Source organism: Kribbella polygonati, assembly GCF_050320105.1.
GTDB lineage: Bacteria > Actinomycetota > Actinomycetes > Propionibacteriales > Kribbellaceae > Kribbella.
In genome coordinates, this window is sequence record NZ_CP190129.1 from 4469826 (window position 1) to 4483300 (window position 13475).

15 protein-coding genes are annotated in these 13475 nt (G+C 69.4%); 6 read left to right on the top strand and 9 right to left on the bottom strand.

Going from position 1 to position 13475, the window contains the following annotated elements; all coding sequences use genetic code 11:
- Nucleotides 1-3: 3 nt before the first annotated feature.
- From cseB to hppD, 5 genes are all read right to left on the bottom strand, one after another.
- Nucleotides 4-669, bottom strand: a complete 666-nt coding sequence (gene cseB / locus ACQHIV_RS21170) for a two-component system response regulator CseB (RefSeq protein WP_185759410.1) — start codon at nt 667-669, stop codon at nt 4-6.
- Nucleotides 670-717: 48 nt separating this feature from the next.
- A complete protein-coding gene (locus tag ACQHIV_RS21175; protein WP_427884706.1) occupies nt 718-1317 on the bottom strand; it encodes a hypothetical protein in 600 nt (199 codons plus the stop codon).
- Between the two features lie 128 nt (nt 1318-1445).
- Nucleotides 1446-2822: an FAD-binding oxidoreductase gene (locus ACQHIV_RS21180; RefSeq protein WP_427884707.1), complete on the bottom strand. Its 1377-nt coding sequence runs from the start codon at nt 2820-2822 to the stop codon at nt 1446-1448.
- 44 nt (nt 2823-2866) lie between these two features.
- Nucleotides 2867-3337 (bottom strand): hypothetical protein, encoded by a 471-nt coding sequence (locus tag ACQHIV_RS21185; RefSeq protein ID WP_427884708.1) that lies wholly within the window; start codon nt 3335-3337, stop codon nt 2867-2869.
- 149 nt (nt 3338-3486) lie between these two features.
- On the bottom strand, nt 3487-4689 hold the full coding sequence (gene hppD, locus ACQHIV_RS21190) for a 4-hydroxyphenylpyruvate dioxygenase (protein ID WP_427884709.1): 1203 nt from the start codon (nt 4687-4689) through the stop codon (nt 3487-3489).
- A 152-nt stretch (nt 4690-4841) separates the two neighbouring features.
- Between hppD and ACQHIV_RS21195 the strand changes: the two genes are divergently transcribed.
- Nucleotides 4842-5312, top strand: a complete 471-nt coding sequence (locus ACQHIV_RS21195; RefSeq protein WP_427884710.1) for an Lrp/AsnC family transcriptional regulator — start codon at nt 4842-4844, stop codon at nt 5310-5312.
- Between the two features lie 789 nt (nt 5313-6101).
- Here ACQHIV_RS21195 and ACQHIV_RS21200 read toward each other — a convergent pair.
- Nucleotides 6102-6746 (bottom strand): IclR family transcriptional regulator, encoded by a 645-nt coding sequence (locus ACQHIV_RS21200; protein ID WP_209698258.1) that lies wholly within the window; start codon nt 6744-6746, stop codon nt 6102-6104.
- 55 nt (nt 6747-6801) lie between these two features.
- Here ACQHIV_RS21200 and ACQHIV_RS21205 point away from each other — a divergent pair, with 55 nt between their 5' ends.
- Nucleotides 6802-7551, top strand: coding sequence for a hypothetical protein (locus ACQHIV_RS21205; protein WP_427884711.1), 750 nt, complete (start codon nt 6802-6804; stop codon nt 7549-7551).
- A 6-nt stretch (nt 7552-7557) separates the two neighbouring features.
- On the opposite strand, the gene ACQHIV_RS21210 is transcribed toward ACQHIV_RS21205, so the two are convergent.
- Both ACQHIV_RS21210 and ACQHIV_RS21215 read right to left on the bottom strand, forming a co-directional pair.
- On the bottom strand, nt 7558-8790 hold the full coding sequence (locus tag ACQHIV_RS21210) for an MFS transporter (RefSeq protein WP_427884712.1): 1233 nt from the start codon (nt 8788-8790) through the stop codon (nt 7558-7560).
- 29 nt (nt 8791-8819) lie between these two features.
- Entirely contained in the window at nt 8820-9581 is a 762-nt protein-coding gene (locus ACQHIV_RS21215; protein WP_427884713.1) for a phytanoyl-CoA dioxygenase family protein, read from the bottom strand.
- Nucleotides 9582-9708: 127 nt separating this feature from the next.
- Between ACQHIV_RS21215 and ACQHIV_RS21220 the strand changes: the two genes are divergently transcribed.
- Nucleotides 9709-10347 carry an AraC family transcriptional regulator gene (locus ACQHIV_RS21220; protein ID WP_427884714.1) on the top strand — a complete coding sequence of 213 codons (639 nt, stop codon included), beginning with the start codon at nt 9709-9711 and terminating at the stop codon, nt 10345-10347.
- 14 nt (nt 10348-10361) lie between these two features.
- Complete coding sequence (locus ACQHIV_RS21225; protein WP_427884715.1) at nt 10362-10910, top strand: NUDIX hydrolase family protein; 549 nt, start codon at nt 10362-10364, stop codon at nt 10908-10910.
- A 65-nt stretch (nt 10911-10975) separates the two neighbouring features.
- Here the strand turns inward: ACQHIV_RS21225 and ACQHIV_RS21230 are convergent, their stop codons facing one another.
- Nucleotides 10976-11704, bottom strand: coding sequence for an SDR family NAD(P)-dependent oxidoreductase (locus ACQHIV_RS21230; protein WP_427884716.1), 729 nt, complete (start codon nt 11702-11704; stop codon nt 10976-10978).
- A 102-nt stretch (nt 11705-11806) separates the two neighbouring features.
- On the opposite strand from ACQHIV_RS21230, the gene ACQHIV_RS21235 reads away from it, so the two are divergent.
- Nucleotides 11807-12649, top strand: a complete 843-nt coding sequence (locus ACQHIV_RS21235; protein WP_427884717.1) for a helix-turn-helix transcriptional regulator — start codon at nt 11807-11809, stop codon at nt 12647-12649.
- Nucleotides 12650-12696: 47 nt separating this feature from the next.
- Nucleotides 12697-13446 (top strand): glycoside hydrolase family 16 protein, encoded by a 750-nt coding sequence (locus ACQHIV_RS21240; RefSeq protein ID WP_427884718.1) that lies wholly within the window; start codon nt 12697-12699, stop codon nt 13444-13446.
- The last annotated feature ends 29 nt before the right edge of the window (nt 13447-13475 follow it).

Genomic DNA, 13475 nt, shown 5'->3' on the forward strand with positions numbered 1-13475 from the left:
CCGCTAAGCCCGCAGCTTGTACCCGAAGCCGCGGACGGTCTCGATGCGGTCGGCACCGATCTTGGTCCGCAACCGCTGCAGGTGGACGTCGACCAGCCGGCCGTCGCCGCCCCACTCGTAGTCCCAGACGCGCTGCAGCAGCGTCGAGCGGCTGAGCACCACGCCCGGGTTGTTCGCGAACTCGATCAGCAGCTTGAGCTCGGTCGGCGTCAGCTGCACGGTCGCGCCACCGCGCCGTACCTCCAAAGCCTCCCGGTCCAGCTCCAGGTCGCCGAACGACTCGACGCCGGAGCCGGCTGCCGGCGCCGGCCGCTCCGGATCGGAGACCGCGCGCCGCATCACCGCCCGCAGCCGGGCCACCAGCACCTGGGTGTCGAACGGTTTGGTCACGTAGTCGTCCGCGCCGGCCTCCAGGCCGAGTACGACGTCGAGCGCGTCGCCGCGGGCGGACACCATCACGATCGGGACCGTGCTGGTCTCGCGGATCCGGCGGCACACCGAGATCCCGTCCAGCCCGGGCAGCATGATGTCCAGCATCACGACGTCCGGGTGGATCTTCTCGAAACGCTCGATCGCTTCCAGGCCGTCCTCGGCCGTGGTCACGTCGTAGCCGTGCCGCTCGAGGGTCAACTGGGTCGCCTCACGGATCACCGCGTCGTCCTCGACCATGAGAATGCGCGCTGCCGGTTCTTCCGGTACCACCGAACTTCAGTCTCCCTACTGGTCCGTCGAGCTCACCTTGGTCATCTGCCGACCGTTCCAACGGTAGACCTCGACCCGGCGACCCGACGGGCAGCAGACCGGGTCGTTGATCGTGAAGATCTTCGACTCGACCACCAGGTCCCCTCCGGGACTGGCGTTCACGGTCGGCTGCTCGACGTTCAGGTTCCAGATCGGCCGCGGGCCCGAGGGCTCGAGCGCGATCAGGAAGATACCGAAGACGAACTTGTCCAGGGTGTGGATCAGGACGATCTGCTGAGGTTTACCGCTGTGCAATACATCAACGGTCTTACCCCTGCTGAGGCAACGCGAAATCACGGTGCAATTCGAAAGCACTGTCCGGTCGTAGCTGGACAGGCGCCGGTCGGCGAGCAGCCGGGACCGGACTTTGTACAGGTCGACGGCCACTTCCGGGGTCTTCTCCGGGCGTGGCGTCACCGTGCTGGTGCCGAGCGCGACCGACGGCGTCGGGGTGGCCGGCGGCGGCGACTCGGGGCCCTCGACCCGCAGTCCCCCGCCGTTCCCGCAGGCGGCGAGCACGGTCGTCGCGACCACGGCGGCGACAGCCGGGAGCACGGTACGGCGCCACCAACCCATCGGGCGCCTCCTACCCTGCATCCGGTCCTCCGCGAGTTCTAGCCTCTTATGCTCCAGTCCCGACGTCACATTCGATGGCCGTGGACGTCGAATGGGTTCGGCAGTTGTGTTGCGGTTACGTCACAGCATCAGTCCGCCACGATCTTGCCCGGGTTCAGCAGGTTCTTCGGGTCGAGCGCGTTCTTGATCGCCCGGTGGACGTCGAGCGCGACCGGGCCGATCTCCTCGGCCAGCCAGGTCCGCTTCAGTACGCCGACCCCGTGCTCGCCGGTGATCGTGCCGCCGAGCTCCAGCCCGATCGCCATCACCTGCTCGAACGCCTGCTGCGCCCGCTCGGCCTGCGCCGGGTCGGTCTGGTCGAACACCACCGTCGGGTGCATGTTCCCGTCGCCGGCGTGCCCGAGGACGCCGATCGTGATGTCCAGCTCCGCGGACAGCTGCTCCAGCCGGCCGATGAACTCCGCCAGCCGCGACCGCGGTACGGCGACGTCGTCGATCATCGTCGTACCGAGCTGCTCCAAGGCGGTGAGCGCGACCCGGCGGCCTTCCAGCAGCATGTCGCCCTCGGCGTCGTCCTCGGCCTCGATGCACTCCAGCGCACCGTGGTCGCGGCAGAGCTTCGCGACCGCGGCGACGTCGGCCGCGCCCGCCTCGCCGCCCGCGTCGGACTGCGCGATCAGCATCGCGCCGGCCTCCTCGGGCAGGTCCATCCGCTTGTACTTGTTGACCGCCTGGATCGTGGTCCGGTCCATGATCTCCAGCAGGCTCAGCGAGACGCCGCTGCGGATGATCTCCAGGATCGCGTTGCCGGCCTCGACACCGGACGCGAACAGCGCGGCCATCGTCCGCGGCTTGGCGGCCGCCGGGCGGAGCATCAGGGTCGCCTCGGTGATGATGCCGAGGGTGCCCTCGCTGCCGACGATCAGCTTCGCGAGGTCGTAACCGGCGACGCCCTTCACGGTCTTCCGGCCGGTCCGCAGTACCCGGCCGTCGGCGAGCACGACCTCCAGGCCGAGCACGTAGTCCGTGGTCACGCCGTACTTCACGCAGCACAGGCCGCCCGAGTTCGTGGACAGGTTGCCGCCGATCGAGCAGAACTCCCAGCTGGACGGATCCGGCGGGTAGAACAGCCCGTGCTCGGCGACCGCGCGGGACAGGACGGCGTTGTAGACGCCCGGCTGGGTGACGACGTACCGGTCGACCGGCTCGATCGCCAGGATCCGGTCCATCTTCTCCAGCGAGATCACGATGCACCCGTCCAGCGCGTTCGCGGCGCCGGACAGGCCGGACCGCGCCCCCTGCGGGACGATCGGTACGCCGGCCTCGTTCGCGACCCGCACCGCCGCCTGCACGTGCGCGGTCTCCCGGGCCAGCACCACCGCCAACGGCATCCCGGCCGGGCAGAACATCGCCCGGTCGTACCGGTAGCTCTCCATCCGGTCCGGATCGGTCACCAACGCCTCCGGCGGCAGCACCTGACGCAGCTGCTCGACAACCTCACTCATACGCCGAGCCTAATAACTACCGCCTGGTACTGCGCACCCGAGTCTCAGCGTGTGCGATTGGTGGAGTTCTCCGAGATCTCCTGGTAGCCGCCGCCGTAGTTGTGGTACTCGCGGCCGATGGCGGTGAACGTGATGCTTCCGCTGGTGGCCTTGATCTTCGGCGTACGGCAGGTGCGTTGGCCCTGGATGACGGCGCCGTTGCCACCGCTGCTGTCGCAGCTGAGCACCCGGCCGTTGTTGCCGCCGCCGGACTGCACCAGGAACGCGTTGGCCTTGGCGTTCGCCACCACGGGCGACGCCATCGTGATCTCGGCCCAGTACTGCGAACAACTGTCGCGGACCAGGCGGATGGTTCCCCAGCTCGGCGGCTGGTGATTTCGCAGCATCGGCGCGGACGCGATCGATGTCGCGCCGGAGCAGCTGGCGGCGTTGACCGCCGCGGCCGGCATGGCGGAGAGGGCGATCGCGCCCACCCCCACACCGGCGGTGCTGAGCAGCAGGCCCAGTGTCTTCATGACGAAACCCTTCCTGAGCACGCGCCCCGACGCGCACTCAGGAAGGCACACTACGCGAACGGAGCCTGCCCCAACAGTCATTCCGGTAATCGGACGGCGACACGCCGTGTTCAGTTGCAGGCGGCAAGCTTTTGATCGTCAAAGTGCCCCTACAGGTTGCCGCGGCGCTCCTGTTCGCGCTCGATCGCCTCGAACAGCGCCTTGAAGTTGCCCTTGCCGAAGCCCAGCGAGCCGTGCCGCTCGATCAGCTCGTAGAACACCGTCGGGCGGTCGCCGATCGGCGCGGTGAAGATCTGCAGCAGGTAGCCGTCCTCGTCCCGGTCGACCAGGATGCCGCGCGACTGCAGCTCCTCGATCGGCACCCGGACCTCGCCGATCCGGGCCCGCAATTCCGGGTCCTCGTAGTACGAGTCGGGCGTGTTCAGGAACTCGACACCGTTCGCCCGCATGATGTCGACCGTACGCAGGATGTCGTTGGTGGCCAGCGCGATGTGCTGCGCGCCGGCGCCGTCGTAGAACTCCAGGAACTCGTCGATCTGCGACTTCTTCTTCGCCACCGCCGGCTCGTTCAGCGGGAACTTCACCCGGTGGTTGCCGTTGGCGACGACCTTGCTCATGAGAGCGGAGTAGTCGGTGGCGATGTCGTCGCCGATGAACTCCGCCATGTTCACGAAGCCCATGACCTTGTTGTAGAACGCCACCCACTCGTCCATCCGGCCGAGTTCGACGTTGCCGACCACGTGGTCGACGGCCTGGAACAGCCGCTTCGGGTGACCCTCGGGGCGCCGTACCTGCGTCTGCGCGGCGACGAAGCCGGGGAGGTACGGGCCGTCGTACTTGCTGCGGTCGATCAGCGTGTGGCGGGTGTCGCCGTACGCCGCGATCGCCGCGCGGCGGATCGTGCCGTGCTCGTCGGAGACGTCGTTCGGCTCCTCGAGGACGACCGCGCCGACCTTGCGGGCGTGCGCGACGCACTTGTCCACGTCCGGCACCTCGAGCGCGATGTCCGCGACGCCGTCGCCGTGCTTGCGGTGGTGGTCGAGGATCGCGCTTTTCGGGCTGACGCCGCCGGAGATCACGAAGCGGGCCGAGCCGGACTTCAGGACGTACGACTTCGCGTCCTTGCTGCCAGTCTCCGGGCCGGCGTACGCGACCAGGTCCATGCCGAAGGCGAGCTGGTACCACTTCGCGGTCTGGGTCGCGTTGCCGACCACGAACACCACCGCGTCCATCGCGGTCACCGGGAACGGGTCGGTGCTCTCGTCGTACGGCACCAGGCCGACGAGCTGCTTCAGCTGGTCGAGGTCGAGATCGGCGTCGAGCTCTGCAGGGGTGAGGTCGGTGCTGGTCATCGGTGCTCCTCCGGGTCTCGGATCAGTACACCGAGCCTTGTTCCTGGGCGGCAGGTTGCGCAACACATCCTTGTTTGACTAGGCATGATGACTACTCATCTACCAGCATTGGTAGGCTATTTGGTCAGTCTGACTATCTACGGAGGATTCGTATGTCCGTCGACGAACTGGATGCCCGGATCCTCACGCTGTTCGCGGCCGAGCCGCGCGTCGGCGTCCTGGAGGCGTCACGTCGGCTCGGGGTCGCCCGCGGGACCGTCCAGGCCAGGTTGGACCGGCTCCAACGCGACGGGGTGGTACGCGGCTGGGGCCCCGACATCGACACCACCGCGATCGGCTACCCGGTGACGGCGTTCGCCACGTTGCAGATCGAGCAGGGCTCAGGCCACACCACCGTCGCCGAGGCGCTCGCCCGCATCCCCGAGGTCCTCGAGGTCCACACCATCACCGGCGCCGAGGACCTCTGGTGCCGGATCGTCGCCCGCTCCAACGCCGACCTCCAACGCGTGATCGACCAGGTAGTCATCGTCCGAGGCATCCAACGCGCCTCCACAGTCATAGCCCTCGCCGAACAGATCCCCCACCGAGTCCTTCCCCTGGTAGAAGCCGCCACCAAGAACTAACAGGTGCCGCCTACGCAAGGAAGAGGAAGAACTGACAGGTGCTGCCCTTGCGAAGGACATGAGGAGCTGACAGGTGCTGTCGCGTGGGGGCGGCGATCCGACCCGCAATGCAGCCGGTACGAGCGCCGCGGGGCTGATCGTCGGCACCGTCGACATACCCCGGCCGATCGCCGGCACGGCCGGCACACGCTCAGCCTTCACCAGCACCGCCGGCACACACTCGGCCGTTCACCAGCACCGCCGGCACACACTCGGCCGTTCACCACCACCGCCGGCACACACTCGGCCGTTCACCACCACCGCCGGCACACACTCGGCCGTTCACCACCACCGCCGGCACACACTCGGCCCTTCACCACCACCGCCGGCACACACTCGGCCCTTCACCACCACCGCCGGCACACACTCGGCCCTTCACCACCACCGCCGGCACACACTCGGCCCTTCACCACCACCGCCGGCACACACTCGGCCCTTCACCACCACCGCCGGCACACACTCGGCCTCTCACCAGCACAGCCGACGCACGGCCGGATTGATCGCCCGCACAGTCGGGGCACGCCACGCCCTGTGCGCTCTCGCAGGCGTGGTCCGCGGAGCATGGTGTGCTACCAGCGCCGTCGCACGTCAAATGGCGCTGCACCGCGACCGGGCTGACCAGGCGCCCCGGCCAGTCCGCTCTCAGCCCACAGCAGCACCCGTCAGCCCGTCATCCCCCCACACGGAGCAGCACCTGTCAGCCCGTCATCCCCCACCCAGAGCAGCACCTGTCAGCTCTTGGTGCGGTCGTCAGGCAAGGCGTTTGGCGACCTCGACTGCGGCTCGGGCTACTCGCGGGCCTACGAAGTCGCGGTCCAGTTTGCCCAGGACTACTACGCCGATGGAGGCTTCTACGCCGGGGACGCCCAACACCGGCGAGGACACACCTTGGGCGCCGGCCTGGAGTTCGCCGGCGGTTACTACGAAGGGGCGGCCGGCGGGGTCGGGCTTGCGGCGGCCGGCGAGGATGGCTTTGCCGGCTGCGCCTTGGTCGAGGGCGTGGCGGGAGCCCATGCGGTACGACACGTGGTAGTCGGTCCAGCTCGGCTCGACCACCGCGATCGCTAGCGCCTCCTCACCGTCCGCGACGGTCAGGTGCGCGGTAGCGCCCGTGTCCTCGGCGAGCGACCGCAGTACCGGAAGTGCGGCATCACGCAGCGTGGGCTGCACCCGTCGGCTGTAGTGGAGTACGGCGAGCCCGAGCCGGGCCCGTCCTTCGCTGTCCCGCCGCACCAAGCGGTGCAGCTCCAGCGTGTTCACCAGGCGGTACACCACCGTCCGACTGACCCCCAGCGCCGCCGCGAGCTCGGTGATGGAGAGCCCGTCCGGGGCGTCCGCCAGCAACTCGAGGACGGTGAGTCCCCGGTCGAGCGTCTGCGAGGTCTCGGCTGGCACCCAGCAAGAGTATCCGCTATTCGGGCACGGCCCGATGGCCCCGTATCTTGCTGCCGTGCGAAATTACTGGTCGCTGCTCCCCGCCGTCCTCGTGATCGTGGGTCTGATTCTGGTCTACGCCGTTCCGACCATCATCAACCCGCAGTGGACGAGCTCGATCATGGCGCTGTTCCGCAGTGCGCCGCTGCCGGCCGACGCCACGCCGGAGGAGGCCCGCCGAGCGGCCGGCGTACTGGGTCCGCAGCAGCTGCGGTCGCGCCGGATGCTGGCGATCTCGATGGTGGTCGGCGCGCTCGCGATCGTCGGCTTCAACGTCTCGCTGAACCGCGAGGCGGTCGGCTGCTACAAGGCGGCCCGCGCGTTCGGCGCGATCGACGGCCCGGACACCAAGGACCCGTGCTACGAGATGATCTACGGCACGTTCCTCGGCGACGGCACCGGTATGGCGGAGGAGAAGTCCCCGCAGCCGCTGCAGTACTACCAGCTCGTGAAGGGCAGCCGGCCGAAGTACCTGAAGTGGATCCAGAACGCCCCGAAGTACGACGAGGCGAACCTGCTGGTCCCGGCCGGCGGCAAGTGCGTGAGCGATCTGCGGGTCGAGCAGTCCGACGCCGAGATCAAGATCTACCTGGACAGCGACGTACCGTGCCCGCCGGACAGCAACATCTCGCTGACCCCGATCAAGCTGAAGAAGCCGCTCGGCGACCGCAAGATCGTCACGGTCGGCGGCAAGGAGATGACCGAGGTGAACCCCGACATGGACTCCTGGTTCACCGTGCTGAAGAAGCTCGCCACCGGCGGCTGACCGGCGTCAGCTCAGCGCCCGGGTCCGCGCGTCGTACTCGCGGAACGGCCGGTTCCGGGCGAGCAGGATCAGCAGCCCGGTGACGCAGACCGCGGCGCCGCCGAGCAGCGCGACGGTCGGGCTGGTCAGCGAGGACGTCGTACCGACGACGAAGTCGCCGAGCCGCGGCCCGCCCGCGACCACCACGATGAACACGCCCTGCAGCCGCCCGCGCATCGCGTCCGGCGCCGCGGACTGCAGCACGGTGTTCCGGTACGCCGAACTCACCATGTCGGCCGCCCCGGACATCGCCAGCAGCGCGACGCCCAGCCAGATCGTCCGGGACAGCCCGAACAGCCCGACGGCCGCGGCGTACGCCGTGATCGCGAGCACGATCGCCACGCCCTGACGGCGGACCCGGGTCACCCACCCGGAGAACAGCACCCCGACCAGCGCCCCGAGCGCGGGCGCGGCCTGCAGGACGCCGACGGTCCGTACGCCGCCGCCGAAGAACGCCCCGGCCACCGCCGGGAACAGCGCCCGCGGCTGCGCGAACACCATCGCGAGGATGTCCGCGAGGAACGTCGCCAGCAACGCCGGCGCCGCGCGCAGGAACGTGAACCCCTCGAGCACCGACCGCAGCCCGGCCCGCCGTACCTCGCCGGTCGGCGGCACCGGAGGCAGCCGGAACAGCGCGTACAGCGCCGCGGTAAAGGTCACGACGTCGACCAAGTAGGCGGCCGCGAAACCCTGCCAGGCGATCACCGCCGCACCGAGCAGCGGCCCGGCGGTGAAGCCCAGGTTGAACGCGGCCTGGCTGAGCGTGTTCGCGGCCGGCAGCAGCTCGGGCCGGATCAGCCGCGGGATGATCGCGGACCGGGCCGGGTTGTTCACCGCGAAGCACGCCGACTGGCAGGCGACCACGCCGTACAGCACCCCGACCTGTCCCCAGTCGAGGTGCGACTGCAGGACCAGCACCATCGAGAGCAGCCACAGCCCGGTCGACGAGACGAGCGCGAGCGTACGGCGGTCGATCGCGTCGGCCATCGCACCGCCGTACAGCCCGAACACGATCAGCGGGACCAGCGAGCAGAGCCCGACCAGCCCGACCGCGAACGTGGAGTGCGTCAGCGCGTACACCTGGATCGAGACCGTCACCGCGGTCATCTGCTGACCGAGCTGCGACACCGTCGACCCGATCCACAACCTCCGGAAGTCGGCGGACTCACGCAGCGGGCGGATGTCGGTGAGCAGACGCACGCAGCCAACTTATGTCACGTCATGCAAAGTCAAACCGCCGGGAAGATCTCGTGGTCGAGCGGTGCGCCGACGGTCAGGCCGAGGCCGTCGGTGACGACGTGGCCGCCGCCGGTGTACGTCGCCTCCGCGTCGATGTAGATGTTGACGTGCGCGATCCGCGGGTCGTCGGTCAGGTTCGGGGTCGCGGAGTGCGCCAGGTACGCGTTGTGGAAGGTGCAGTCGCCGGCCTGCAGCGGGATCGTCAGCCGTTCCTCCCAGCGCAGGTCGGGTGCCGCGCGGAACATGTCGTCGCGGTCGGACAGGTCCTGGCTGCGCAGGTCCTGGTGGTTCTGCGAGCCGGGGATGAAGGTCATGCAGCCACGCTCGACCGGTACGTCGACGAGCGCGATCCAGGCGGACAGCGAGGCGCGGGAGCCGGCGTGCGGCCAGTACGGCGCGTCCTGGTGGAACTCGGTCGCGGCGCCGTTGTGCGGGGGCTTGATCAGCAGCTGGTCGTGCCAGATCCGGACCGGTACGCCGGCCAGCGCGGTCGCGGCGGCGGCGAGACGCGGGTCCAGGGTGAGCTCCCGCAGTACGTCGTTCTGCCGCCAGACGTTGACGTACTGGTTGAAGATCTTCGAGCCCTCGAAGTTGTCGTTCGCGTTCGCGGTCCACTCGGTCGCCGCGGCCGCGAACCGGGCGGCCTCGTCGCGGCCGATGATGTTCCGGATCCGGACGACGCCGTCCCGGCGGTAGGCGGAAATCGTCTCGTCGTCGAGGGTCGCGGGTGCCGTAGGGTCGGTGGTGGTCATCGGGTTGCTCCTCGGATTCCGTCGTACTGGAAGGTGATTCCAGGGTCGCGGGGCGGGGGCGGCGGGGACAGGATGTGGTTGACCTCGGGTTGTCCGAAATTCACCTCCTTGGAGGACTGTGCACAACGTGCTGAGCAGTGCGGTGTTCCCGGATCTGCGGCTGCCGGTGGCGGGCGAGCGGATCGAGGTGGTCGCGGACGTGGCGATGCACAGCCACGCGTTCTTCGAGATCGCGGTGGTGGTCGCGGGCCGCGGGACGCATGTGTCGGCGGCCGGCGAGGTGGAGCTGGGGCCGGACTCGGTGGTGGTGATCCGGCCGGGCGAGTGGCACGGGTACGTCGAGTGCGACGGCCTGGTGGTCCGCAACGCGTACCTGGGACCCGATGTGTTCGGCTTGCTGTCCGGCGCGCTCGTCCCGGGCGGTGGCAGCTTGCAGACCGCTGTCCACCCCGCGGTCCAGCATGCGATGCGGGTGCTGGAGGCCGATCTGGCTGAGGCGTGGACCCTCGAACAGTTGGGGGCTCGCGTCAACCTCGCGCCCGGGTACCTGATCCGGCTCTTCGGGAAGAGCGTCGGCATGTCCCCGATGGCGTACCTGAACCGCATCCGCGCCGAGCGAGCCGCCGGCCTGCTGATCGAGACCGAGCTCCCGGTGGCGACCGTCGGGGCGATGGTCGGCTGGCACGACCCGAGCCACGCGACCCGGAGATTTCGCTCGACGTTCGGCCTCAGCCCCTCCCAGTACCGGAGTGCTTTCAGGCCGTAAGCAAAGATGGGCCCATGACGTCGTCTGTGCAAACGCCTGACCCCAATCCGGGCTGGCTGTCCGAGTTCGCGCTGGCCGAGACCCGGACGCGGGTGCCGATCCTGTACGTCGAGGCGGTGCCGGCGCGGGTCGACACGCTCGGGCAGATCGAGCACATCGGAGTACTGCTCCGGACCTCCCCCGCGACCGGTGAGATCACCCGCACGCTGGTCTCCGGCCGGGTGCTGCACAACGAGTCGATCCGGGACGCGCTGCAGCGCAACATCGAGAAGGACCTCGGCCCGGCGGCGTTCCCGCGGCTGCCCGCGACGCTGGTGCCGGTGACCGTCGCGGAGTACTTCCCGTTCCCCGGGATGACCCCGCTGCACGACCCGCGCCAGCACGCCGTCGCACTGGTGTACGTCGTACCGGTCACCGGCGAGTGCAACCCACGCCAGGACGCCCTGGAGCTGACGTGGCTGACCCCCGAGGAGGCCTTGTCCCCCAGCCTCCTCAACGACCTCGAAGGCGGTCGCGGCCAACTCCTCAAGCAGGCTCTCGCCTGGTCCGGCGCCATCGTCTGACCCCACGAACGGCGGGGCGCGCCGCGCCCCTCGACGGCGTCAACACCCGGGGCGGCGAAGGCGCGTCACCAGGGCAGGCGCCCCTCCTCCGCGTAGACCTGCCCGGTGGGACCGTCCCCGTCCAGCGTTGCCAGGCCGACGGCGACAGCCGCGCCCTGGGCGGGGGTGCGAGCCGCCGTCCAGCCGCCCATGTCCGTCGCGCAGTTGCCGGGGTCGGCGGCGTTGACGAGGATGCCGGTGCCGCGCAACTCGTTGGCGAGCATCACCGTGACCATGTTCACCGCGGCCTTCGACGAGTTGTACCCGAGCGTCAGCACCGTCGACATCCGCGACTCCGGATCCCCGACCTGCGCGAACGACGCCAGCGACGTCGACAGGTTCACCACCCGCGCCCGCTCGGCCCGGCGCAGCAGTGGCAGGAACGCCTGCGTCACCCCGACCAGCCCGATCACGTTCGTCTCGAACGCGGACCGCAGTACGTCGCCCGCCACCTCCGACACCGCGCCGTCCCCCTCCGGGATGATCGCCGCGTTGTTCACGAGTACGTCGAGCCGCCCGTAAGCAGCCTCGACCGCCGCAGCAGCCGCACCGACCGACTCCGGCGACGTCACCTCCACGGCCAGCGCGACCGCATTGAGGCCCTCGGCAACCAGCTCCTTGACCGCGACCGCACCGCGCTCCACATCGCGTGACCCGACCAGCACGGTGAATCCGAGCGCCCCCAGCTGCCGCGCGATCTCCTTGCCGATGCCCTTGTTGGCGCCCGTGACGAGCGCGACCTTGTTCGTGTTCATGCCCTCAACGCTGCGGCCCCCGCGCCGCCCGCGGCAGAGCGAGCTGACCCTGGGACCGGCAGTCCCTGGCTACCGCCCGAGCCCGCCTGCGATCCTGGGACCGTGGATCGCGACGCGCTGGCGGAGTTCCTCCGGGTACGCCGGGAGGCCCTGCAACCGTCCGATGTCGGCCTCCCCGCCGGACTGCGCCGCCGTACCCCGGGCCTCCGCCGCGAGGAGGTGGCGAGCCTCGCGACCATGTCGACCGACTACTACACGCGCCTCGAACAGGCCCGCGGCCCGCGCCCGTCGCGCCCGGTGCTGACCGGCCTCGCCCGCGCGCTGCGGCTGTCCGACGTCGAGCGCGACCACCTGTTCCGGCTGGCCGGCGAGCAGCCCGGGCCGCCACCGGGGCCGCCCGCGGACGTGCGTTCCGGCGTACTGCGGATGCTCGCGCGGCTGGACGTACCGGGGCTGGTCCTGGACGCGAAGTACGACGTACTGGCGTGGAATCCGTTGGCGGCCGCGCTGATCACGGACTTCTCGGCGATCCCGCCGCGGGAGCGGAACCTGCTGCGGCTGCGGTTCCTGACCGACCGGCAGACGGAGTTGTTCGGCGCGGAGGCGACCCGCGAGTTCGCCCGCGAGGCCGCGGCGGACCTGCGGGCGGCGACCAGCACGTACCCGGACGACCCCGACCTCGTGCGCCTGGTCGACGACCTGCGGCACGGCAGCCGCGAGTTCGCGGCGATCTGGGCGCGGCACGAGGTGGGCCGGCAGCAGTCGTTGTGCCAGACGATCTTCCACCCGCGGGTCGGCCGGATCGACGTGATCTGCGAGGTGCTCGTGGTCCCCGAACGCGACCAGCGCGTGGTGCTGTACACGGCCGAGCCGGGATCGCCGTCGGACCAGGCGATCCGGCTGCTGGACGTGATCGGTACGCAGGAGTTGACAACCAAGCCCTGATCAAGCGACTGTTTGATCCGTTCTTTTCCGACGGAGAGGGTTGCCTGATGCGTAAGTTACTTACGGCTGTGGTGGTACTCGGACTGCTGGTCATCCCCCTCCGCGCGGCCGACGCCGCTGAACCCGGCAAGCTGGTGTTCGCCGACGACTTCGACGGGACGTCGATCGACCGCACCAAGTGGGCGATCCACTCCAACGCCGAGGGCGACCAGTGCCTCGGGAACAAGAGCAACGACCAGCTCGAGTGGCACACCTGGGACGCGCTGTCGGTGCGCGACGGCAAGCTGACGATGACGGCGACGAAGAACAACCCGGCCCCGGGCTACGAGTGGTCGGGCGCACTGATCACCACCGGTCAGGCGTGCGGGCACGAGCCGTCGAACTCGTTCGCCGTACAGCCCGGTGACTACGTCGAGACGCGGCTGAAGCTCCCGTCGGCGCAGGGTTTCTGGCCGTCGACGTGGACCTGGAACGGCAACGGTTCGAACGAGCAGGACACGTACGAGTTCTACAGCGACAACCACAACACGCTGTACCTGACGAACCACCAGTCCCCCGGCGGCAGCTGCAAGTACGAGGCGCCGGCCGACCTCACCACCGACTGGCACACGATCGCCGAGCGGCTCGGATCGGACCAGACGGTCTGGTACCTCGACGGCAAGGAGGTGTGTCGCCAGGGCGCGTACGCCGGCACCGGCGACGCGCTGATCCTGGACCTGTTCGTGTTCGGGAAGATCGCACCCACCGTGACGTCGGAGTCGATGCAGATCGACTACGTGCACGTGTACCGCCCCTGATGGACTGAGGCCCAGCACCTCGGGCGGGG

Excerpts from the sequence above, each read along its gene's own strand:
- ACQHIV_RS21215 (WP_427884713.1), bottom strand. The coding sequence starts at position 9,581 with ATGACCACCACCGACCCTACGGCACCCGCGACCCTCGACGACGAGACG.
- ACQHIV_RS21195 (WP_427884710.1), top strand. The coding sequence starts at position 4,842 with ATGTCCGTCGACGAACTGGATGCCCGGATCCTCACGCTGTTCGCGGCC.
- ACQHIV_RS21185 (WP_427884708.1), bottom strand. The coding sequence starts at position 3,337 with ATGAAGACACTGGGCCTGCTGCTCAGCACCGCCGGTGTGGGGGTGGGC.
- hppD (WP_427884709.1), bottom strand. The coding sequence starts at position 4,689 with ATGACCAGCACCGACCTCACCCCTGCAGAGCTCGACGCCGATCTCGAC.
- ACQHIV_RS21240 (WP_427884718.1), top strand. The coding sequence starts at position 12,697 with ATGCGTAAGTTACTTACGGCTGTGGTGGTACTCGGACTGCTGGTCATC.
- ACQHIV_RS21180 (WP_427884707.1), bottom strand. The coding sequence starts at position 2,822 with ATGAGTGAGGTTGTCGAGCAGCTGCGTCAGGTGCTGCCGCCGGAGGCG.
- ACQHIV_RS21230 (WP_427884716.1), bottom strand. The coding sequence starts at position 11,704 with ATGAACACGAACAAGGTCGCGCTCGTCACGGGCGCCAACAAGGGCATC.
- cseB (WP_185759410.1), bottom strand. The coding sequence starts at position 669 with ATGGTCGAGGACGACGCGGTGATCCGTGAGGCGACCCAGTTGACCCTC.
- ACQHIV_RS21175 (WP_427884706.1), bottom strand. The coding sequence starts at position 1,317 with ATGGGTTGGTGGCGCCGTACCGTGCTCCCGGCTGTCGCCGCCGTGGTC.
- ACQHIV_RS21225 (WP_427884715.1), top strand. The coding sequence starts at position 10,362 with ATGACGTCGTCTGTGCAAACGCCTGACCCCAATCCGGGCTGGCTGTCC.